19 protein-coding genes are annotated in these 20,782 nt (G+C 66.6%); 6 read left to right on the forward strand and 13 right to left on the reverse strand.

Annotated features, from left to right (window positions below):
- Positions 1-60: 60 nt before the first annotated feature.
- Positions 61-1,011 (reverse strand): hydroxylamine oxidation protein HaoB, encoded by a 951-nt coding sequence (gene haoB / locus ACR652_RS24825; protein WP_434509146.1) that lies wholly within the window; start codon positions 1,009-1,011, stop codon positions 61-63.
- Between the two features lie 112 nt (positions 1,012-1,123).
- Positions 1,124-2,833, reverse strand: a complete 1,710-nt coding sequence (locus ACR652_RS24830; protein ID WP_434509147.1) for a multiheme c-type cytochrome — start codon at positions 2,831-2,833, stop codon at positions 1,124-1,126.
- A 184-nt stretch (positions 2,834-3,017) separates the two neighbouring features.
- On the opposite strand from ACR652_RS24830, the gene ACR652_RS24835 reads away from it, so the two are divergent.
- Positions 3,018-3,743: a metallophosphoesterase family protein gene (locus ACR652_RS24835; protein WP_434509148.1), complete on the forward strand. Its 726-nt coding sequence runs from the start codon at positions 3,018-3,020 to the stop codon at positions 3,741-3,743.
- Between the two features lie 271 nt (positions 3,744-4,014).
- On the opposite strand, the gene ACR652_RS24840 is transcribed toward ACR652_RS24835, so the two are convergent.
- From ACR652_RS24840 to ACR652_RS24850, 3 genes are read right to left on the reverse strand one after another with little or no spacing between them, the layout of a single operon-like run.
- Entirely contained in the window at positions 4,015-4,971 is a 957-nt protein-coding gene (locus ACR652_RS24840) for a transketolase family protein (protein WP_434509149.1), read from the reverse strand.
- The gene (locus ACR652_RS24845; RefSeq protein WP_434509150.1) at positions 4,964-5,794 is read right to left on the reverse strand and encodes a transketolase; all 831 of its coding nucleotides are present in this window, start codon (positions 5,792-5,794) and stop codon (positions 4,964-4,966) included. The genes ACR652_RS24840 and ACR652_RS24845 overlap by 8 nt, the downstream gene beginning before the upstream one ends.
- A 59-nt stretch (positions 5,795-5,853) precedes the next feature.
- Positions 5,854-6,234: a YraN family protein gene (locus tag ACR652_RS24850; RefSeq protein ID WP_434509151.1), complete on the reverse strand. Its 381-nt coding sequence runs from the start codon at positions 6,232-6,234 to the stop codon at positions 5,854-5,856.
- Positions 6,235-6,511: 277 nt separating this feature from the next.
- On the opposite strand from ACR652_RS24850, the gene glyS reads away from it, so the two are divergent.
- Positions 6,512-8,683, forward strand: coding sequence for a glycine--tRNA ligase subunit beta (gene glyS / locus ACR652_RS24855; RefSeq protein WP_434509152.1), 2,172 nt, complete (start codon positions 6,512-6,514; stop codon positions 8,681-8,683).
- A 36-nt stretch (positions 8,684-8,719) separates the two neighbouring features.
- On the opposite strand, the gene ACR652_RS24860 is transcribed toward glyS, so the two are convergent.
- Positions 8,720-9,940, reverse strand: coding sequence for a penicillin-binding protein activator (locus ACR652_RS24860; RefSeq protein ID WP_434509153.1), 1,221 nt, complete (start codon positions 9,938-9,940; stop codon positions 8,720-8,722).
- A gap of 196 nt (positions 9,941-10,136) precedes the next feature.
- Here ACR652_RS24860 and rsmI point away from each other — a divergent pair, with 196 nt between their 5' ends.
- On the forward strand, positions 10,137-11,051 hold the full coding sequence (gene rsmI / locus ACR652_RS24865) for a 16S rRNA (cytidine(1402)-2'-O)-methyltransferase (protein ID WP_434509154.1): 915 nt from the start codon (positions 10,137-10,139) through the stop codon (positions 11,049-11,051).
- 170 nt (positions 11,052-11,221) lie between these two features.
- On the opposite strand, the gene ACR652_RS24870 is transcribed toward rsmI, so the two are convergent.
- The 5 genes from ACR652_RS24870 to carB form a co-directional block, all read right to left on the reverse strand.
- Positions 11,222-11,461: a CDGSH iron-sulfur domain-containing protein gene (locus ACR652_RS24870; RefSeq protein ID WP_434509155.1), complete on the reverse strand. Its 240-nt coding sequence runs from the start codon at positions 11,459-11,461 to the stop codon at positions 11,222-11,224.
- Between the two features lie 10 nt (positions 11,462-11,471).
- Positions 11,472-12,437, reverse strand: a complete 966-nt coding sequence (gene trxB / locus ACR652_RS24875; RefSeq protein WP_434509156.1) for a thioredoxin-disulfide reductase — start codon at positions 12,435-12,437, stop codon at positions 11,472-11,474.
- A gap of 42 nt (positions 12,438-12,479) precedes the next feature.
- Positions 12,480-13,511 carry a mitochondrial fission ELM1 family protein gene (locus tag ACR652_RS24880; RefSeq protein WP_434509157.1) on the reverse strand — a complete coding sequence of 344 codons (1,032 nt, stop codon included), beginning with the start codon at positions 13,509-13,511 and terminating at the stop codon, positions 12,480-12,482.
- Positions 13,512-13,550: 39 nt separating this feature from the next.
- Positions 13,551-14,024, reverse strand: coding sequence for a transcription elongation factor GreA (gene greA / locus ACR652_RS24885; RefSeq protein WP_434509158.1), 474 nt, complete (start codon positions 14,022-14,024; stop codon positions 13,551-13,553).
- A 128-nt stretch (positions 14,025-14,152) separates the two neighbouring features.
- Positions 14,153-17,488, reverse strand: a complete 3,336-nt coding sequence (gene carB / locus ACR652_RS24890; RefSeq protein ID WP_434509159.1) for a carbamoyl-phosphate synthase large subunit — start codon at positions 17,486-17,488, stop codon at positions 14,153-14,155.
- Between the two features lie 512 nt (positions 17,489-18,000).
- Here carB and ACR652_RS24895 point away from each other — a divergent pair.
- Positions 18,001-18,228, forward strand: coding sequence for a hypothetical protein (locus ACR652_RS24895; protein WP_434509160.1), 228 nt, complete (start codon positions 18,001-18,003; stop codon positions 18,226-18,228).
- 63 nt (positions 18,229-18,291) lie between these two features.
- Here ACR652_RS24895 and ACR652_RS24900 read toward each other — a convergent pair whose 3' ends face one another.
- On the reverse strand, positions 18,292-19,008 hold the full coding sequence (locus tag ACR652_RS24900; RefSeq protein ID WP_434509161.1) for a response regulator transcription factor: 717 nt from the start codon (positions 19,006-19,008) through the stop codon (positions 18,292-18,294).
- A gap of 180 nt (positions 19,009-19,188) precedes the next feature.
- Here ACR652_RS24900 and ACR652_RS24905 point away from each other — a divergent pair, with 180 nt between their 5' ends.
- Together ACR652_RS24905 and ACR652_RS24910 are read left to right on the forward strand one after the other, a co-directional pair.
- Positions 19,189-19,479 (forward strand): c-type cytochrome, encoded by a 291-nt coding sequence (locus ACR652_RS24905; protein WP_434509162.1) that lies wholly within the window; start codon positions 19,189-19,191, stop codon positions 19,477-19,479.
- A 7-nt stretch (positions 19,480-19,486) separates the two neighbouring features.
- Positions 19,487-19,861, forward strand: a complete 375-nt coding sequence (locus ACR652_RS24910; protein ID WP_434509163.1) for a GtrA family protein — start codon at positions 19,487-19,489, stop codon at positions 19,859-19,861.
- Positions 19,862-19,865: 4 nt separating this feature from the next.
- Here ACR652_RS24910 and hemF read toward each other — a convergent pair whose 3' ends face one another.
- Positions 19,866-20,777: an oxygen-dependent coproporphyrinogen oxidase gene (hemF, locus tag ACR652_RS24915; RefSeq protein WP_434509164.1), complete on the reverse strand. Its 912-nt coding sequence runs from the start codon at positions 20,775-20,777 to the stop codon at positions 19,866-19,868.
- Between the last annotated feature and the right edge of the window lie 5 nt (positions 20,778-20,782).

Below are 20,782 nucleotides of genomic sequence, written 5' to 3' on the forward strand. Positions count from 1 at the left end.
GCTCCGGGGGCCGGGAAGGAAAGCCCTTCAACTGGCCTCAGCGGCGCGTGTTCCGGCCATTCAATCCTTCAGCCGGTAAACCCACCAGCCCTTGTGCTGATACACGAGCTCCAGCCTCTCGAGCTGCATCGGATTGGACGTCGAGAACGGCAGCAGTTTCGCGAGCAGTGTGTCGCCGTCTTCCTTGCGCTGAAAGTAATGCAGGCGCGTCGCGCCATTGATCGGCTCCGCCGCGAAGCCGCCGTCGATCTTCTGATCGCGCATCCACTGGGTGGCGGATTTGATGACGCCGTGCGAAACGCCGGAGGACGGAAAATCCTTGTAGCCCACGGAGAGACGTCCGGGCCGCGCGGCCGCTGCCTTCCACACGTCGGAAATATGGACAGCCACATAGGCGGGCTTTCCGCCGGCAAGCTTCGCGAGCGCCGCCGCGCCCTGCGGTTCGTCGCCGAGCAGGGCGTCGATGAACTGGCCGAAGGAGTCCGCCGATTGCGGCGGCGCGCCCGCGCCCCAGCGCCGGCTTTCGGTCTCCCGCGCATCCGTCCACGTCTGCGGGATTTGCAGTCCGCGCGCCTGCGGGTCGTCCATCGGCGCGTCCTTTTTCGCCGCGAGGCGGATCGCGCGCGAGAGGTCCCACCAGGCCAGCACGACCGCGCCCTCGGGCGCATGTTCACGAATCGCCGCGAGAACCTTCGTCATATCGGCGGCGGAAACGTCCGCGAAGAGGATCGGCTCCGTCACTTCGTTACGCCAGACGAGGGGGACCAGCCGCTCGCCCTCGCGCGCGACGAGCCCGGAGGCGATGGGCCGGCGCTCGTCGGGGCTGGCGATTTCCACGCGCTGCAGGCTTTCGGGCGAAAGCCCCAGAGGCGCGATCTCCTTCACCGCGTCGGCGGGCGCGGCGGCGATGGTCAGCGCGTAGTGAGGGACCGGGCGGAAGGTGGAATAGGCCGCCCAGCCGAGCAAGGCGAGGCCGCCGGCGACGAGACCGGCGCCGATCAGACGCTTCATCGCCCCCTCCCCAACCGCGGGAGAGGGAGCAGGGCCGCGCCTTGACCGCATGGGCTCATCGTGAGGGGTCCCTCTCCCGCGTCAGCGGGGGAGGGACAGGGAGGGGCTCGCCTCACGCCTTCTTCCGATCGCGCCGCAGCAGCAGACCGCCGCCGACAAGCACCGCAAGCGCGCCGAGACCCGCCGCCCATGCGCGCCGCGCGGGCGTATCGAGGTCCAGATCGCCGCGCTTCACGCCGGAGATGCGCTTCAGCTCGGCGCGGATCGCGGCCGCTTCGCGCAGCTTCGTGTCCTCGTCGTTGATGCGCGCCGCGCTCTTGATGAGCTGCGACCAGCCTTCGGAATAGGTGTAGCCGCCGGGGTTCATATGGGCGAGCGCCTTGTAGTGCTTGATCTGGTGGTGCTCCCACATCTCGGCGAATTCATATTCGACGGCCGAGGGGTTGTTGCCTTTCTGCCAGAAGAGCTGGAAGAAGCCGCCGGCTTCGTCCTTCTCCGGGGCGGGCGGGGCAGGGCGGTTCGTCGTCTGGCCGGGCAGCAGCTTGTCATTGTAGAGCTTGACGAGCACGCTGCGCGACTGCTCGGTGATGTCGAGGCCGGAGATCACGCCCTTGTCAATCATGTCGAGATAGGCGCGCGCGAAGCTGTCGGAGTGACAGTTGGAGCAGGTCGAGACCCACGACTCCTTGCGCTGCGTGAACCAGGGATGGTTCAGGTTTTCGGCGATCTTCGGCATGGGCATGAAGGCCCAGCGCGCCTTGCGCACCATATTGTGCGTGAACTTGCCCTGATACTCCATGTGGCAGAACTGGCAGGTCGGGGCGTTCATATTGCCCTTGTCCAGCGCATCCTCGAGGCGGGCGTTCCAGTCCCACTGATCGCCCCGCGCCTGATAGACCGTGCCGTGCTTGGAGAGCATGTAGCCCTCGAATTCATTGTGGTCGACGCCGTTGTGGCATTGCGCGCAGGCCTGCGGCTTGCGGGCTTCGACCGCCGAGAATTCGTGGCGCGTGTGGCAACTGTTGCAGGTGGTCTGCGGCGTGTGACAGAAGGTGCAGCCCTCCGCGACTTCACGCTGCTCCATCGCCGCCCAGATGGCGTTCTCCACATTGGCCTTGTAGGACAGCGCATGCGAAGGATGACCGGGCTTCCACTGGTCCTGCGGCCAGGTGAAGGTGTCCCGCTCCGATTCGCGTTCGGCGAACTGCTGCACATGGCACTGCCCGCAGGCGGCCGCGTCCGGCATCTTCAGATCGGCCTTGTGCTGGCCATGATCGGCGCCGACGCCGACATGGCAGTCGATACAGCCTACGTCCTTCAGGGGCTCGCCCGCCTTGAGCTTGCCCATGGACTGGAGGTTCGACTCGACCTCCTTGATCATCGCCTTCTTGTAGGCGCGCGAGTCGCTGTCCGGCAGCTTGCGGATTTCGTCCAGATTGCCATGGACGCTCTTCTGCCAGCTATGCGCCCAGCCGGGGGTCGTCTGCTGATGGCACTCGACGCATTGCGCCCGCGTCGCGTCGACGTCGACCGTCTGCGGCGGCTTGTAGAAGCTCTGCGGGTTCAGATATTTCGAGATCGGGATCGGCTCCCAGTATTTGGAGAGCGAGCCCTTGCCAGCGCCCTGGGCCTCGTCGTGATAGCGCTTCGTCAGCGCCTCGTAGAGATCCTTGGGCGTGGCTGATTTGGAGAGGCCCAGCGCCTTGTAGGTTTCGTCCGGCGTCTCCGCCGCGGCGGGCGCGAGCGCCGCCAGAGTCGCGCCGACAAGCGCGAAGAGGCCGACGCGGATGCGTCGGCTAAGAACCGCTCCAAAATTCAACATTTTCCCCTCGGCGCGCGAGATTCCCCCTGTGGCGGCATTGTCGGTAGCGGAGCAGCCAGTGGAAAGGACCACAGCTCAGGGCGCGAATGGCGCCACCCCAGCTTTCTTCCCCACCGCGGCGCCGCTCGCCGCCGCCACGCCCGCACGTTAAATGAGGATCAGACAAGAAGCCAAATCGGGACAAATGCCCTTGCAAGCGACGGCGCCGGACGGCATGCGGATTTACGCGATCGGTGACATTCACGGCCGGGCGGACCTTCTCGACCGGCTGGCCCGCAAGATCGACGCCGATCTCGCCTCGCGGCCCTGCCCGAAGGCGACGACCGTGTTCGTTGGCGACTATGTCGATCGCGGCGTCGACTCGCGCGGCGTGCTGGAGCGTCTGTCGCTGGACGATTTTCCGACTCCGATCGCGCCGCTGCGCGGCAATCACGAGGAGGCCATGCTGCGCTTTCTCGACGACGCGCCGGCGCTGCCGCAATGGGTGATGTTCGGCGGGCTGATGACGCTCGCCTCATATGGCGTCGATCCGGGCGAGGAGATGCGGCGCGGCGGCGCGCCCGCGGTGCAGGCGGCCTTTCTGGCGCGTTTCCCGGACGCGCATCGCCGCTTTCTCGAAGAGACGAAATATTCGGTGGAATTCGGCGATTACTTCTTTTGCCACGCAGGCGTGCGGCCGCATGTGCCGCTCGATCGGCAGGACCCGGGCGACCTCATGTGGATTCGATATGAGTTCCTCGAATACAGGGGCGACTTCGGCAAGATCGTCGTCCACGGCCACACGCCGCACACCAAGGTCGAGAGTCTCGAAAACCGGATCAATCTCGACACCCACGCCTTCAGGAGCGGCGTGTTGACGGCCGTCGCGCTGGAGGGCGCGGAGCGGCGGTTTCTCGATACGGCGCATTAGATTTTTTGAAGCGCCGCTACGTCTGTGGATCGGGGTGGACCCCACCCGGTCCCTTCGGGATCACCCTCCCCGCAAGGGGGAGGGATGAGCTCATGACCAGCGCTTGGGCTGATTTAAGTGTCCGTCTGGCGATGTGATCCCCATACCTCCCCCTTGCGGGGAGGTCGGCGGTCGGAGACCGCCGGGTGGGGTCCGAGCCGCTACGACTGTGGATGGGGTGGACCCCACCGGGTCCCTTCGGGACCACCCTCCCCGTAAGCCTTCATGGAGGTCAGGCTGTCTCCGCCAGCTTCCCCAGCGGCGCTCCATGAGAGAGCGCCGAAACGACCGCCGCCTCCACCGCCGCCGCGTCCATCCCGTGCCGGGCGCGCAGCCAGGCCTGATCGCCCACAACCGTCGGGAACACGTCGTCGAGCGCGACGCCCCTGAAGAACCCCGGGCGCGCGCCGGCCGAAAGCAGCGTCTCGGCCACGGCGCCGGTGAGGCCGCCGATGCGGCTGTGCTCCTCCAGAGTCACGACGCCGCCGGTCTCCGCCGCCGCCGCGACAATCGCCGCCGCGTCGAGCGGCTTGATCGTGTGCATCGCCTCGACGCGGCACTGAACTCCGCGCGCCGCAAGCCGATCGGAGGCGGCGAGGGCCTCGCGCAGAATCGCGCCTGTGGCGATGATGGTCGCGTCGGCCCCCTCGCGGACGCGGCGCGCCTTGCCGAGAACCGCGCGCTCGCCCGCGCGCCGCGCCATGCCCCCGGCGTCCTTGTCGATGCGCAGATAGGCCGGGCCTTTCGTCTTCGCGAGATCGCGCACCAGATCCTGCGCCTCCCACGTCTCGGTCGGCGCGACGACGCGCATGTTGGGGAGCGCGCGCAGGATGGCGAGGTCTTCGGTCGCGAAATGCGACATGCCGAGCTGGCCATAGGAGAAACCGCCGCCGACGGCGAGGATCGTCACGTCGCAATCGTGGTAGCAGATGTCGTTGCGCACCTGTTCCAGACAGCGCAGCGTCGGAAAATTAGCGATCGAATAAGTGTAAACGCGCCAGCCGGACAGCGCCATGCCGCAGGCAATGGCGGTCATGTTCTGCTCGGCGACGCCGGCGTTGACGAACTGGTTCGGGAAGCGCTCGGCGTATTTGCCGATCACCCCATAGCCGAGATCGCCCGTGATCAGCATCACGCGCAGGTCCTGCGCCGCGAGGTCGGCGAGCGTTTCGATGACGGCGTCACGCATCGGCGGCCTCGAGTTCGGCGATCGCCGCGTCAAAATCCGCGCCGAGCGGCGTGCGATAATGCCAGGCGACCTGGTTCTCCATGAAGGACACGCCCTTGCCCTTGATCGTATGGGCGATGACCACGCTCGGGCGTCCCGCCGTGAAGGGCAGGCGTCCGAAAGCGGCGAGCAGTTGCGCATGGCTGTGGCCGTCGACCTCCTCGACGGACCAGCCGAAGGCCCGCCACTTGTCGGCGAAGGGCTCCAGCGCGAGCGTCTCTTCGACCGGGCCGAGGCTTTGCAGCTTGTTGTAGTCGACGACAGCCACGAGATTGTCGAGCCGGTGATGCGCGGCGAACAGGGCGGCCTCCCAGGTCGAGCCTTCGTCGCATTCGCCGTCCGAGAGCAGGGCGAAGGCGCGCCACCTTTCGCCGCCGCGCCTCGCCGCCAGCGCCATGCCGGTCGCGACATTCAGTCCATGGCCGAGCGCGCCGGTCGACAGCTCCACGCCCGGCACGCCCTTGTGGGAGACATGGACCGAGAAGATCGAGCCGTTCTGATAGTGCTGCACCAGCAGGCCCGTATCGAAAAACCCCGTTTCCGCCAGCGCCGCATAGACCGCCGCGCCCGCATGGCCCTTCGAGAGCAGAAAGCGGTCGCGGTCGGGCTTCAGAGGGTTGGCCGGATCGATGTCGAGAACGGCGCCATAGAGGGCGGCGACAATGTCTGCGATGGAGAGCGCGGAGCCGACATGCGAGCTCTTTCCGCGATTGGTCATGCGGACGACGTGGAGACGGATGCGCTTCGCGAGGGCGGCCGTGTCGCAATCAGGGGCAAGGGGCATGGGTCTCGGCGGGCTCGAATCGAATTGCCATGCTATAGCTGTGTGCAAAGCTCTGACAATCAGCCAACGGAGAGTTCGAAGGCGTTTTCGAGATGCCGGGGCAGTTTCCCCGGCGCAATCAGGAGGGCGTCGCCGCGCCAGGCGCAGGACGCCGCCCAGGGGTGGGTCGCGAGCCAGCGGTTGGCGGCGCGCGAGATGCGGCGTTGCTTCTGCGGCGTGATGGCGATGGCGGCATCCTCCAGCGAGCCACGGGCTTTCACCTCGACGAACGCGATGGTTTCGCCGCGCCGCGCGACAATGTCGATCTCGCCGCCTTTCACACGGTAATTGCGATCGAGGATCGTATAAAGGCGCGCGCGCAGCCAGAGGGCGGCGATGGTTTCGGCCTTCAGGCCCCAGGCATGGGCGGCGCGGCGGGCGTTTTCGTCCCTGTGCTCCATCGACGCTCCCTGTCAGCTTGAACGTTGGCATTGTAGTCTGATTCCAATTTCAGAAAACCGGTTCCAGCCGGTTATCCCCATACCTCCCCTTCACGGGTGGGGTTCTGGCCGCCATGACTGTGGAGCGGGGCGGACCCCACCCGGTCCCCTCGGACACCCTACCGGAGGGGAGGGACCGGCCCGCGCCCCGCGCGTGTCGCCCCGACAGGATTTGCGCAGCGCGGCAGGGGTCACTAAACATGTCGCAACCCTCGGCCCCGCCAAAAGACGAATCGGAATGCCCGACCTTCTCCTTGAACTCTTCTGCGAAGAAATTCCCGCGCGCATGCAGCGGCAGGCGGCGGACGACCTCAGAAAGCTCGTCACCAACGCGCTGGTCGATCGGGGGCTTGCCTATGAGGGCGCCGCGGCCTACGCCACTCCGCGCCGCCTCGCGCTTCAGGTGGTCGGCCTGCCGGGCCGCCAGCCCGATGTGCGCGAGGAGCGCAAGGGGCCGCGCGTCGGCGCGCCGGAGGCGGCGATCCAGGGCTTTCTGAAGAGCGCGGGCCTCGCCTCGCTGGAGCAGGCGCGGATCGAAAAGGACAAGAAGGGCGCGGAATTCTATCTCGCGGTGATCGAGCGCCCCGGCGCCGAGACCATCGCCGTGCTCGCCGACATCCTTCCGGCGATCGTCAAGAACTTCCCCTGGCCGAAATCCATGCGCTGGGGCGCGGCGTCCGAGCGCACCGACAGCCTGCGCTGGGTGCGGCCGCTGCATTCCATCGTCGCCACGTTCGGCCCGGAGACCGAGACGCCCGACGTCGTGCCCTTCGAGGTCGACGGCATTGTCGCCGGCGACGTCACGCGCGGCCACCGCTTCCTCGCGCCCGGGGAGATTCGCGTCCGGCGCTTCGAGGATTACGCCATGGCGCTGGAGCGCGCGAACGTCGTGCTCGATGCGGAGCGCCGGCGCGACATCATCCTGCATGACGCCCGGGACCTTGCCTTCGCGCAGGGGCTCGACCTCGTCGAGGACGCCGGACTACTCGAAGAAGTCGCGGGCCTCGTCGAATGGCCGGTGACGCTGATGGGGTCGTTCGACGAGAGCTTCCTGTCGATTCCGCCGGAAGTCATTCGCGCCACCATTCGCGTCAACCAGAAATGTTTCGTGCTGCGCAAGGGCGAGGCGCTGACCAATCGCTTCATCCTCGTCTCCAACATCGATGCGACGGACGGCGGCGAGACGGTGGTGGCGGGCAATCAGCGCGTGATCGCCGCGCGCCTCTCGGACGCGAAATTCTTCTATGAAACCGACCTGAAGACCCGGCTCGAGGATCGTCTGCCGAAGCTCGACCAGATTGTCTTCCACGAGAAGCTCGGCACGCAGGGCGAGCGCGTGAAGCGTATCGCCGCCTTCGCCGGCGAGCTGGCGCCGATCGTCGGCGCCGATCCGGAGAAGGCCGCACGGGCGGCGACGCTGTGCAAGGCCGATCTCGTCACCGAAATGGTCGGGGAGTTCCCTGAGTTGCAGGGGCTCATGGGCAGCTATTACGCCCGGGCGCAGGGCGAGGACGCGTCGGTCGCCAACGCCTGCTACGAGCATTACAAGCCGCAGGGCCAGGGCGACTATGTTCCGAAAGACCCGGTCTCCATCGCCGTGGCGCTGGCCGACAAGCTCGACACGCTCGTCGGCTTCTGGGCCATCGACGAAAAGCCGACCGGCAGCAAGGACCCCTATGCGCTGCGCCGCGCCGCGCTGGGCGTGATCCGGATCGTGCTGGAGAACGAGCTGCGCGCGCGTCTCTCGCAGATCGTCGACCGCCATTACAACGCCTTCTCCTTCCACGCGAAGTCCGTGAAAAGAACCGACTGCGGCATGGTCGGCGTGACCGCCATCGACCTGCTGGACTTTTTCGTCGATCGCCTGAAGGTCTACTTGCGGGACAAGGGGGCGCGGTACGATCTGATTGATGCGGCGCTGGGGGCGACAGCGTTCGCCGATGGCGCGACGGTGAGCGCCCCCCTACAGGACGATCTGCTCATGATCACGCGAAAGGTGGAAGCGCTGGACAGCTTCCTCTCGACCGAAGACGGCAGGAACCTTCTTGCCGGCTACAAGCGCGCCAGCAATATCCTCAAGGCCGAGGAGAAGAAGGACGGAGCGGAGGCCTATTCCCTGCCCCACGCGCCGAATCTGCGGATCGAGCCGCAGGAGCACAAGCTCGCCGCCGCGATCCATCGCGCGCAGGAGGAGACGGCGGAGCGGCTCGCGACGGAAGATTTCGCCGGCGCCATGCATGCGCTGGCCAAGCTTCGCGAACCTGTCGACGCCTTCTTCGACCACGTGACGGTGAACGCCGACAACGCCGACCTGCGCCTCAACCGCCTGCGCCTGCTGGCGGAGTTGCGCCGGGTCATGATGGGCGTGGCGGATTTCGGCAAGATCGCGGGCGAGGGCGGGGCGGCTTGAGCCGCCTCTCCCCGCGTGCGGGGAGAGGGGCGTCTGTCAGGCGCCGTTTCCGGTGAAGTTGCGCGGCGCGGGCGAGATGATCTTCGCCGATCCGCCGCCAATCTCCAAAATCGACAGCCCGCGCTCGTTCGTTCCATCCGGCTTGAAGCGGAAGACGCCGTCCGCGCCGTTGAAGCCCGACGGATTGGTCAGCACGCTTTCCGAATAACGCTGCGAGCCCTGCGAACGCGACAGCGCGATCGCCAGCGACACGGCGTCATAGGCGAGCGTCGCGATGCGCGCCGGGTCGGACCCGAATTTGGCCTTGTAGCGCTGCGCGAAGGCGTTGAAGCCCGCGTTCTCGGGCGCCGTGAACCAGGCGCCCTGCAAGGCCGGAAGGCTCAGCGTGCGGCCATCGTTCCACACGCCGGTGCCGATGATCTGCACCTTCTTCGAATCCAGGTTCGCGGCCATCAGCTCCTTCGACACCGAGGCCATGGCGTCCGCCTGCTCGGGAATGAAGATCGCGTCGAACTGGTCGCGGGCGGCGGCGAGGCGCTGGACCGCTTCGCCCGGCGCGCCGGGCTTGTAGCGTTCGATCAGCGGCACGCGCAGGCCGGCGGTGGCCGCGCTCTGCTGAAACTGCGCCAGCGCCAGCGTGCCGTAATCACTTTCGGGCACCAGGGCGGCGACCGACTTCTTGCCCCGCTGGGCCGCGAAGGTCAGGCCGCGGTCGACATGGCCCTCGACCAGGAAGGACAGCAGATAATTGCCGCGCCCGGCGGCGGAGGAGTCGGTCGAAAAGGCGATCACCGGCCGGCCCGCCGAATGGGCGACGCGCCCCACTTCCTTCACGTCCGTGGCGAAGACGGGCCCCAGAATGATCTCGGCTCCCTCGTTGATCGCGGCCTGCGCGGCGGCGGCCGCGCCGGCGGGGGTCGATTTGTCGTCCTTGACGAGAATGGTGACGTCGCTCGTGCCGCTGTCGGCATAGGCGAGCTTCGCCGCGTTGCGCAGCGACGCGCCGACGGCGGACGGGCCGTTGGGACCCGTCAGCGGCACGATCAGCCCCACCTTCACGGCGCCAGTGCCAATCGTCTCGCCGGCGTCGGCCTGCCCGGCCGGAGCGCCGGGCGCGCCCGCGTCCATCTTCATGCCGGGGATGCCGGGGCCGGCGCCAGGGTGGCAGGCGGACAGCGCAAGCGCCGCCGCACAGGCCGCGAGGCCCATGCGCATGCGCCGGAAAACGCCGTCGGAGCCCACAGAAAATTTGCTCATTTCCAGTTTCGAACCCCCTGCGCCCGGCCCGTCGGGCTCGCGCGCGCGTTAAGTTGAGCATAGGGTCCGTTTCCAGGGCCGAAAGTCAATAGACAGCCCCGAGCCTCAGTTTGAACGCCTTGCGCGAAGAACCCCGACTGTTTCATATTCCGAACAATTGAGACGACATAACGAACATTGCGGAGAGATCGCGCCAATGGCCCTTGACGACGCCCCCCTCCCGGCAGCGGGCTACACTGCCTTCGGCCTTCGCGCCGAAGCCGAGAAAATTGAGCCAGGCCTTCACGTTGTCGCGACTCCGATCGGCAATCTGAAGGATATTTCCTTCCGCGCTTTGTCGACGCTCGCGGCCGCCGCCGCCGTGATCGCGGAGGATACGCGCGTCACCAAGACGCTGCTGGCGCATTATGGGATATCCACACCCCTGATCGCCTATCACGAGCACAATGCGAAGGTGATTCGTCCGCATTTGCTGGCCCGGCTGGAGGCGGGCGAGCGGCTGGCGCTGGTGTCCGACGCCGGCACGCCGCTCGTGTCCGATCCGGGCTTCAAGCTGGTGCAGGAGGCGTTGGAGCGCGGCGTGCACGTCACCTCGGTCCCCGGCCCTTCGGCGGTTCTGGCGGCTCTGGTGGTCGCGGGCCTGCCCACCGACCGCTTTTTCTTCGAGGGGTTTCTGCCGCACAAGAGCGGGCCGCGCCGCGCCCGCCTCGCTGAGCTCGCCAATGTGCCGGGCACGCTGGTCTTCTTCGAGAGCCCGCGCCGCCTGGCCGAGACGCTTGTGGACTGCGCCGCCGTGCTCGGTCCCCGCGACGCCGCCATCGCGCGGGAACTGACCAAGATGTATGAATCGGTGCGTCGCGGCCGGCTCGACGACCTCTCCGAGGCGCTGGCCGGGGAAGGGCCGCCGAGAGGTGAGATCGTGCTGCTCGTGGCGCCGCCCCAGGAGGGAGCCGCGGCGCTCGCGGAGGCCGATCTCGACGCGCGGATCGTCGACGCGCTCGCGACTCATTCGGTGAAGGACGCCGCCAGCGTCGTGTCGGCGGCCACGGGACAACCCCGCCGGCAGGTCTATTCCCGCGCGCTGCAACTGTCGGTCGAGAAAGGGAAATAAGTGGAGGGGGCCTGACCCCCTCCCTGTCCCTCCCCCGCTGCCGCGAGAGAGGGGACGCTCACGATCAGCGCTCTCAGCGAAGCCCGGTTCTGCTCCCTCTCCCGCCATAGCCCGTCTGTTGGACGGGCGTCCCTAAAGACGCCCTGTGGCGGAGGAGAGGGGCGGCGTCCTCAAAGCTCCTTGTGCGAGCCGTCGCAAAGCGGCCCGTTCTTCGAGTGCTTGCAGCCGCAGAAGAAGGCCTTGCCCGTGGCTTCGGCCTTGTAGGCGACAGGGAGGATGTCCGTGCTCCCGTGCGAGCCGTCGCAGAAGGGCTGCCGCGCGCTGAGGCCGCAGGCGCACCAGTAATAGGTCTTGCCGGCCTCCACCTCGACCGGCATGGCTTTCTTCTGGAAGATGACGCGTTCCGACATGTGTTTCTCCTTAAACGGGTTCGGTCGCCAGCGCGGGGGCGTCGAGCAGGAACTTCTCGACTTCGAGCGCCGCCATGCAGCCCAGACCGGCGGCCGTCACGGCCTGCCGGTAGACCTCGTCGGCGACGTCCCCGGCCGCGAAGACGCCCGGAAGATTGGTGCGGGTCGTGCCGGCCTCGACGGCGATATAGCCGGAGGGCTTCACCGTGATCTGGCCCCTGAACAGCTCCGAGGCCGGCGCGTGGCCGATGGCGATGAAGACGCCCTCGGCGTCGATGATCCGCGTCTCGCCGGTGTTGACGTTTTTCACCCGCGCGCCGGTGACGGCCAGCGGCCCTTCGGTTCCGAGCACTTCGTCGATCACATGGTCGAACAGCACCGAGACATTCGCCTGGCGGCGCAGGCGCTCCTGCAGCACGCGCTCGGATCGCAGCGTGTCGCGGCGGTGCACCAGCGTGACATGGGAGGCGAGGTTGGAGAGGTAGAGCGCTTCCTCCACCGCCGTATTGCCGCCGCCGACGACGATGACCTTCTTGCCCCGGAAGAAGAAGCCGTCGCAGGTCGCGCAGGCCGAGACGCCGAATCCCTTGAATCTCTCCTCGCTCGGAATGCCGAGCCATTTCGCCTTGGCGCCGGTCGCGATGATGAGCGCGTCGCAGGTGTACGTGGTCCCGCTGTCGCCGACGAGCGTGAACGGGCGCCTGTCGAGGCGCGCTTCGACGATGTGGTCGGAGACGAGCTTCGTGCCGACATGCTCGGCCTGAAGCCGCATCTGCTCCATCAGCCAGGGGCCCTGTATGGGCTCGGCGAAACCGGGATAGTTCTCGACCTCGGTGGTGATCATGAGCTGACCGCCCTGATCGAAGCCCGCGATCAGCACCGGCTCCAGCATGGCGCGGGCGGCGTAGATGGCGGCCGTGTAGCCGGCCGGCCCGGAGCCGATGATGATGACGCGCGAATGCTGTGGGGCGGACATGGGACCTCTCTCCCGGCCTGAAAGGAGAGCGCAATCTAGCGATTATGCGCCGCGCCGCAACCGGGCGCCGAAAGCCGCGTAGGCCGCCGCGATCCGGTCGGCGACCAAGGGCGTCGAATTGAGCGGCGCGCAGGGCCAGTCCTCGAAGGGGCCGCGCCACCGGCGAACCGCCCCGGCGCCTTCGAGCGCCGAGACATAGGCGCGCAACTTTCGCCGCGGGGCCAATGGCTCGATCACATGGACGGGAACGCCGGTCGCGACGGCCTCCCCGATCATGTTCACGCTGTCGCCGGTGACGAGGATGCGGTCGGCGTTGGCGAGCATGTCGAGATAGGGATTGTCGCCCGTCCCGTCCCAGAACCAGCCGCCGGGCGCGGCAAGCGCCGCGCCGAGCGCTCGGATGAGTTCCGGCGGCGTGCGCCGCGACGCCGTCGCCATCACGCCAAAGCCGCCGGAAAGCAGCGAGGCGGCGATATGGTCGAGATCATGGGCGATCCCTTCCGCGCTGCCGATGAGCATGGCGACGCGCGGATGAGGCAGGCGGGCGATGCGCGGGCCGGGCGCGGCGCGGGCGCGCGCAAGGCGTTCCGCGCTGATGCGATTGGGCGGCGTCAGAGGCGCGACGACATTGGGGCCGCTCAGGCGGTCATGGCGGGGGGCGACGATCAGGTCCGCCGTGCGCGGGCCGGTGGCGGGGGCGTTGAGATAGACGGTGAAGGTCCTGCCGCCGGAGTCGCGCTTGAGACGCCGCAGCGCGGGGATGGTCCGGCGTCCGGCGGCGATGCAGAGATCGGGGTAGGGCGGCGTGTAGGCGGGAGCGTCGCGGGGGTCCGGCGGGCCGAAGGGGGCGAGCCATTCATAGGGCTTGCCGGGCGCGACCCGGCGGATATCGGGGGCAAGCCGCAGCGCCTCGGCGAGGCCGAGCGCCTGCGCTTCATGGCCGGCGCGACCGTCGGTGAGGACGCGGAGGGTTGCGCCCCCGCAATCCCCCCCTCTCCCCGCTTGCGGGGAGAGGGCTGGGATGAGGGGCGAAGCCGCTTCCCCGAGCGCGCCGGATGTGGCCTTGCCCCTCACCCTGACCCTCTCCCCGTTGCGCGGGGAGAGGGGAGCGGATTACACAAACGCAACCTTCAGAATCTCGTAGCTCTTGCCGCCGCCGGGGGTTTTCACCTCCACCGTGTCGCCGACCTTCTTGCCGATCAGCGCGCGGGCGATGGGGCTCGTCAGCGAGACGCGGCCGCTCTTCACATCGGCTTCGCTTTCGCCGACGATCTGATAGGCTTTCTCCTCCTCGGTGTCCTCGTCGACCACCGTCACCGTCGCGCCGAATTTGATCGTCGCGCCCGAAAGCTTCGAAACGTCGATGACCTCGGCGCGCGAGAGCTTGTCCTCGAGCTCGGCGATGCGGCCTTCGTTGAGCGACTGGGCCTCCTTTGCGGCGTGATATTCCGCATTCTCCGAGAGATCGCCATGGGCCCGCGCCTCGGCGATCTGCTGGATGATGCGCGGGCGGTCTTCCTGCTGCCTGCGGCGCAATTCCTCTCCGAGCGCCGCATAGCCCGGGGCTGTCATGGGGACTTTCTCCATTGCTCTCGCTCTTCGCCTTTCGGTTGCCTTCGGGGAAAGCGGACCCCGAATCATGAGCTCATTGCAGCAAAAGCGGCGCCGCCGGCCAATCCCGCCGCAGCGCCCGCGTGCCGTTCTGCCCGGTTTTCTCAGTCCCTGCCGGCCGGGAAATAATCCTGCAGCGCCCGCGCCTCCAGATCCCCCGACACATAGGCTCTCACCCCCTGCGCCGCTGCGACAGCCCCGGCGAGGGTCGTATAATAGGGAACCTTATGCAGAAGGGCGGCGCGGCGCAAGGAACGCGAGTCCGCCAGCGCCTGCGCCCCTTCGGTCGTGTTGAACACGAGCTGAACGCCGCCGTTCTTGATGGCGTCGACGATATGCGGCCGGCCCTCCGAGACCTTGTTGATCTTCTGGGCCGCGATGCCCTGCTCCTGGAGATAGCGGGCGGTGCCGCCGGTCGCGACCACGCTGAAGCCGATCTCCTTCAGCTCCCGAATCGCCGGCAGGATGCGGGGCTTGTCCGCGTCGCGCACCGAGACGAAGACCACGCCCTCGCGCGGCGCCTTGGTGCCGCCGCCCAACTGGCTTTTGACAAAGGCCGCGTCGAAGGCGGTGTCGAGGCCGATGACCTCGCCGGTCGAGCGCATCTCCGGGCCGAGTACCGTGTCGACGCCGGGGAAGCGCGCGAAGGGGAACACCGCCTCCTTGACGCCAATGTGCTCGAGCGGCCCGCTCGGCAAAGTGAAGGCGGAAAGCTTCTCGCCGGCCATGACGCGGGCGGCGATCTTGGCGAAGGGCGCGCCGACGACCTTGGCCACGAAGGGCACGGTGCGAGAGGCGCGCGGATTGACCTCGAGGACGTAGATTTCTCCGTCCTTGAGCGCGAACTGCACATTCATCAGACCCACGACGCCCAGCGCCATGGCGAGGCTTTTCGTCTGCTTTTCGAGCTCGGCGACGGTCTCGGGGGTCAGCGAGCGCGGCGGCAGCGAGCAGGCCGAGTCGCCGGAATGAATGCCCGCTTCCTCGATATGCTCCATCACGCCCGCGATGACGGCCTGTTCGCCGTCGGCGACGCAGTCGACGTCGACCTCGATCGCATCCGTGAGATAGCGGTCGAAGAGCAGCGGATTCTTGCCGAGCACCATATTGATCTGCCCGGTCTTGTCATTGGGATAGCGCGTCTTGATCTCGGACGGCACGAGGCTCGGCAGCGTGCCGAGGAGATAATCGTCCAGATCGTTCGTGTCGCGGATGATCGCCATGGCGCGGCCGCCGAGCACATAGGAGGGACGCACGACCAGCGGCAATCCGAGCTCGCCGGCGACGATGCGCGCCTGCTCCACCGAATAGGCGATGCCGTTCTTCGGCTGCTTGAGGCCGAGCTTGTCGAGCAGGCGCTTGAAGCGGTCGCGGTCTTCCGCGAGATCGATCGAGTCGACCGGCGTGCCGAGGATCGGCGCGCCGGCGGCGGCGAGCCCATGCGCCAGCTTGAGCGGCGTCTGCCCGCCATATTGCACGATGAGGCCAACGAGCTCGCCCCGCGACCGTTCGACGTCGAGGATTTCGCTCACGTCCTCATTGGTGAGGGGCTCGAAATACAGACGGTCCGAGGTGTCGTAATCGGTCGAGACCGTCTCGGGATTGCAGTTGATCATGATGGTTTCGTAGCCGGCGTCGTCCAGCGCGAAACAGGCGTGACAGCAGCAATAGTCGAATTCGATGCCCTGGCCGATGCGGTTCGGTCCGCCGCCGAGAATGACGATCTTGCGGCGATCCGACGGCTGCGCCTCGCTCGCCGGAACGCCGACGAAAGGCGTCTCATAAGTCGAATACATATAGGCCGTGGGCGAGGCGAATTCCGCGGCGCAGGTGTCGATGCGCTTGTAGACGGGGCGCACGTCCAGCGCATGGCGCGCCGCCCGCACGTCTTTCTCCTCCATCCTGGCGAGCGTCGCGAGACGCGCGTCCGAGAAGCCCGCGAATTTCAATCTGCGCAGATTCTCGGCGTCCTTCGGCAGGCCGAATTGGCGCACCTTTGCTTCGAGCGCGACAATCTCCGCGACGCGCGCGATGAACCAGGGGTCGATCTTGCTCGCTTCGTGGATTTCCTGCTGGCTCATGCCGAGGCGCAGCGCCTGTCCGACGACGAGCAGGCGATCCGGCGTCGGCGTGCCGAGCGCGCCGCGCAGCACATTCATGTCGTCGCCCTTGCCGAGCCCGTCGATCTCGATCTCGTCGAGACCCGACAGGCCCGTCTCCAGCGAGCGCAGCGCCTTTTGCAGCGATTCCGCGAAATTGCGGCCGATGGCCATGGCCTCGCCGACCGATTTCATCGCCGTCGTCAGAACGGGCTCGGAGCCGGGGAATTTCTCGAAGGCGAAGCGGGAAATCTTGGTGACGACATACTCGATCGTCGGCTCGAAGGAGGCCGGCGTCGCGCCGCCGGTGATGTCGTTGGCGATCTCGTCGAGCGTGTAGCCGACGGCCAGTCGCGCGGCGACCTTGGCGATGGGGAAGCCGGTGGCCTTGGAGGCCAGCGCCGACGAACGCGACACACGCGGATTCATCTCGATGACGATCATGCGGCCGGTGCGCGGATCGACGGCGAACTGCACGTTCGAGCCGCCGGTCTCGACGCCGATCTCGCGCAGCACGGCGAGCGAGGCGTCGCGCATGATCTGATATTCCTTGTCGGTGAGCGTCAGCGCCGGGGCGACGGTGATGGAGTCGCCGGTATGAACGCCCATCGGGTCGATGTTCTCGATGGAGCAGACGATGATGCAATTGTCCGCCTTGTCGCGGACCACTTCCATCTCATACTCTTTCCAGCCGAGGACGCTTTCCTCGATCAGCACCTCGCTCGTCGGCGAGGCGTCGATGCCGCGCTCCACGATCTCGATAAATTCCGCCTTGTTGTAGGCGATGCCGCCGCCGGTGCCGCCCAGCGTGAAAGATGGGCGGATAATGGCGGGCAGGCCTATGTCGTCGAGCGCGTCCAGCGCCGCCGTCAGCGTCTTCACGTGATGCGAGCGCGGCGTGTCGAGGCCGATCCTGGTCATCGCCTCGCGGAAGAGTTCTCGGTCCTCGGCCTTGTCGATCGCTTCGGCCGTGGCGCCGATCATTTCGATGTCGAATTTCTTCAGCACGCCCATCTTTTCGAGCGAGAGCGCGCAGTTGAGCGCGGTCTGGCCGCCCATGGTCGGCAGCAGGGCGAAGCCGCCGGGGACGGCGTAGCGCTCCTTCTCGATGATCTTGGCGACGAATTCCGGCGTGATCGGCTCGACATAGGTGCGGTGCGCCAGATCCGGGTCGGTCATGATCGTCGCCGGATTGGAGTTGACGAGCACGATCCGATAGCCCTCGGCCTTCAGCGCCTTGCAGGCCTGCGTGCCGGAATAATCGAATTCGCAGGCCTGGCCGATGACGATGGGGCCGGCGCCGATGATCAGGATGGTCGAGATGTCGGTTCTTTTCGGCATGTCGCTTCTGTGGTTCGGCGCGGCGTGCGCGCGCTTTTGCCCATCCCGAGCCCGCGGGCCTGCAGGGCAGGCCGCGAACGGCGGGACAGGCAGGAGAATTGTTCCGCCGGCTTCCGTTTCCGGCACGGAATCGGTCGCCTTCGCCCGTCCACGCTCCCCTTGGGAGAGCGCGCATAAAAAAAGGCCGCGATTTCCGGCCTTTAGGACCGGCACGCGTCCCGTGATGCCCGTCTTGCGGGCGGCGAGCGGGGCGCGCCCGGCTCGAAAGTCGTCGTTCTGTTAGACGATTATCGCTCGGATGAGAAGAGGGCAGGCGCGCGACGTAGCGCGCGGATTTGGCGCCAGGAAGAAAAATCTCTTTTTTCTGCAACAACTTGTAACCGTACGTACGTACGGAATTACGTACTTTTCAAACGGATTTTAAATGGCAAAGATCAAGGAGTTGAGTCGTGCTACGGCGCGCTTGGGGGCACAGGATGGGCACTGAAAGGCGCGATTTTACTGAATCGGCCATGGCCGAGGCTATCGGCAGGAGGATTCTCGATCTCAGAGGGTCCAATCTGATCGAAATCTTTTATTTCCTGGAGGAGGAGAACTCGCTGGAGATGCTGCGCGCCTTCTCCACGCTCAGCTTCGAGAACCAGGCGAAACTCATCGACTTCCTCAAAGAGACGAACCGTAAGGCTGACGTGACGCTGCGCGTCAGTCGGGCGGGGATCAAGGTTCAGCCGGGGGGCTAGGCTGACGGGGGGAGCGGCGCCGGCGCGGTTGGGGTTTTCCCGCCTGCAGCCGGGGTCGCTCCTTCAGGCGATCAATCCATACCGCATGGCCTGAACAATGGCCGCCGTGCGGTTCACCGCATTCAGCGCCTCGTTCATCTGCCTCATGTATTTGTCCACCGTGTATTCCGACACGCCCATGATCATCGCGATTTCCTGATTCGTCTTCCCTTCCGCCGCCCATTGCAGCGCTTCCAACTGACGCGACGAGAGCCGCGGCGGCGCGCCCAGACCCTGCGCCCGCAGAAGTCTCGCAAAGCTGTAGCTCGCGATGAAGGAAAGGGTCCTCTTCGCCGCCATGTCCGAGGCGAGCTCAGGCCCGAAGCAACAAAGCCCATAAGCGCGCTGGTTGTCGGCTATTCTGGGAAAGACAAGCCCTTTTCCAGGCGCCCAGACGTCCTGGGCGCCCGCTCCGTCGTAAGACCAGCACAGCAGCGCGCCGCCCGGGTCGCGCGTGAAAAAACGCGTCCCAAGCTGCAGGGGGAGGGGGCCCAGCGGGGCGTCCGAGTTTCGCACACGTGGCGGAAAGGGTGCGATCCCGATCTCTTCGCACAGGCCGGGCTCTCCCGCGCGACATTCATAGGGGATCACGCCCACAGCGATCGACACGACGTTGAACGGCCCGACCAACTCGAGCAAATGGGCGTAGAACTCGGCCCGGCCCGCCGGCTGCTCGAGCCGCTTGACCAGCTCGAGGCCAGCGGCGATCTTGCTCAGGCGCCTATCGTTGGAATCGGGCAAAGAGCCCCCCAAGGGTTCGTCAGATGGAACTTCGTGACAAATGCACAAGCGTTACCGGAGCAAATTGCCAAATTGGGAAATGAAATCGAACAGTTAATATGCTCATTTTGGGCCTGTCGTCCAAAGCGAGGCAATATGCCGCGTTACGTGGCGCCATGTCGGCGTTGGAAACGCGCGATCATGGCGGCCGCCGCCTTCTGCGGGCTGTCGATCGCCGCGCGCCCGCCGGCGCAGGCCGAAAATCTGCTCGCCGCGCTCACGGAATGCGCCGCCTGCCATGGCGATGATGGAATCGGGCGGGACGTCGAGATCCCCAATCTCGCCGGCCAGCACGAGTTGTACCTCTACCGGCAGCTGCAGAACTTCAAATCCGGCAAGCGCCCGCACAAGGAGATGCGCTACGAGAGCCGGCAGCTTTCCGACGCTGAAATGCAGGGCCTCGCCCGCTATTACGCCCAATTGCCGCGTTGATCGGTTGATGTTCCGTCAGCTTGCGACCTACGCCTCCGTCGGCGCCGTGGCCACGGCTGTCCATTATGCGATTCTCGTGGGCCTCGTGGAGGCTGGCGGATGGCGGCCGGTTCCGGCGACCCTGATCGGTTACGTCGCCGGCGGCGTCGTCGCCTATGCGCTCAACCGGCGGCACACTTTCGCCAGCGATCGCCCGCATGCCGAGGCCGGGTGGCGCTTTGCGCTCACCGCCTTTCTCGGCTTTTGCGTCACGTACATGTCGATGAGCCTGTTCGTGGAGCGCCTCGGCGCGCCCTATCTGCCCGCGCAGATCGTCACGACCGTGCTGGCCATGTTTCTGACCTTCTCCATCAACAGGACATGGACCTTCGGGCGACGCTGAGCCTTTAGGGCCATTTCACGCTCGGCGGCATGGAGGACAGGATGGAGTCGACATTGCCGCCGGTCTTCAGCCCGAAGATCGTGCCGCGGTCGTAGAGCAGGTTGTATTCGACATAGCGGCCGCGGCGGATGAGCTGCTCCTCGCGCTGCTGGGCCGTCCAGGGTTTCGTGACATTGCGGCGCACGAGTTCGGGATAGATCGCGAGAAAGCTCTCGCCGACGTCGCGGGTGAAGGCGAAGTCCTTGTCCCAGGCGCTGTTGTCGGGGTCGCCCGCGCTGTTGAAATAATCATAGAAAATGCCGCCGATCCCACGCGGCTCCTTGCGGTGGGGGAGGTAGAAATACTCGTCGCACCAGTCCTTGAACCGCGCGTAGTCGGCGACCGGATGCCTTTCGCAGGCGCCGCGCATGGCTGCGTGGAAGGCGATCGTGTCGGGGTCTTCCTGCGTGCGGCGGGCGTCGAGCACCGGGGTGAGGTCCGCGCCGCCGCCGAACCAGGCTTTCGTCGTCACGACGAAGCGCGTGTTCATATGGACCGCCGGCACATTGGGATTCCACGGATGCGCGATCAGCGAAATGCCGGTGGCGAAAAAGCGCGGGTCGTCCGCCGCGCCGGGGATCTGCTTGGCGAATTCCGGCTTGAATGTGCCGAAGACGGTCGAGCAATGCACGCCAGCCTTCTCGAAAACGCGGCCGTGGATCATGCCCATGCGGCCGCCGCCGCCCGGCGCGCCGTCATGGTTCAGCCGCTCCCAGGGCGTGAGCTGGAAGCGGCCGGGAGCGGTCGCCTCGGCGAAGGGGCCGGTCGCCTCGTCCTCCAGCGCCTCGAAGGCGGCGCAGATGCGCAGTTGAAGCGCCTCGAACCACTCCCGCGCGGCGGTCTTGCGGGCGTCGATCTGGTCCTGCGCGGCGATCATGGGCG

The organism is Methylocystis sp., assembly GCF_051061225.1.
GTDB lineage: Bacteria > Pseudomonadota > Alphaproteobacteria > Rhizobiales > Beijerinckiaceae > Methylocystis.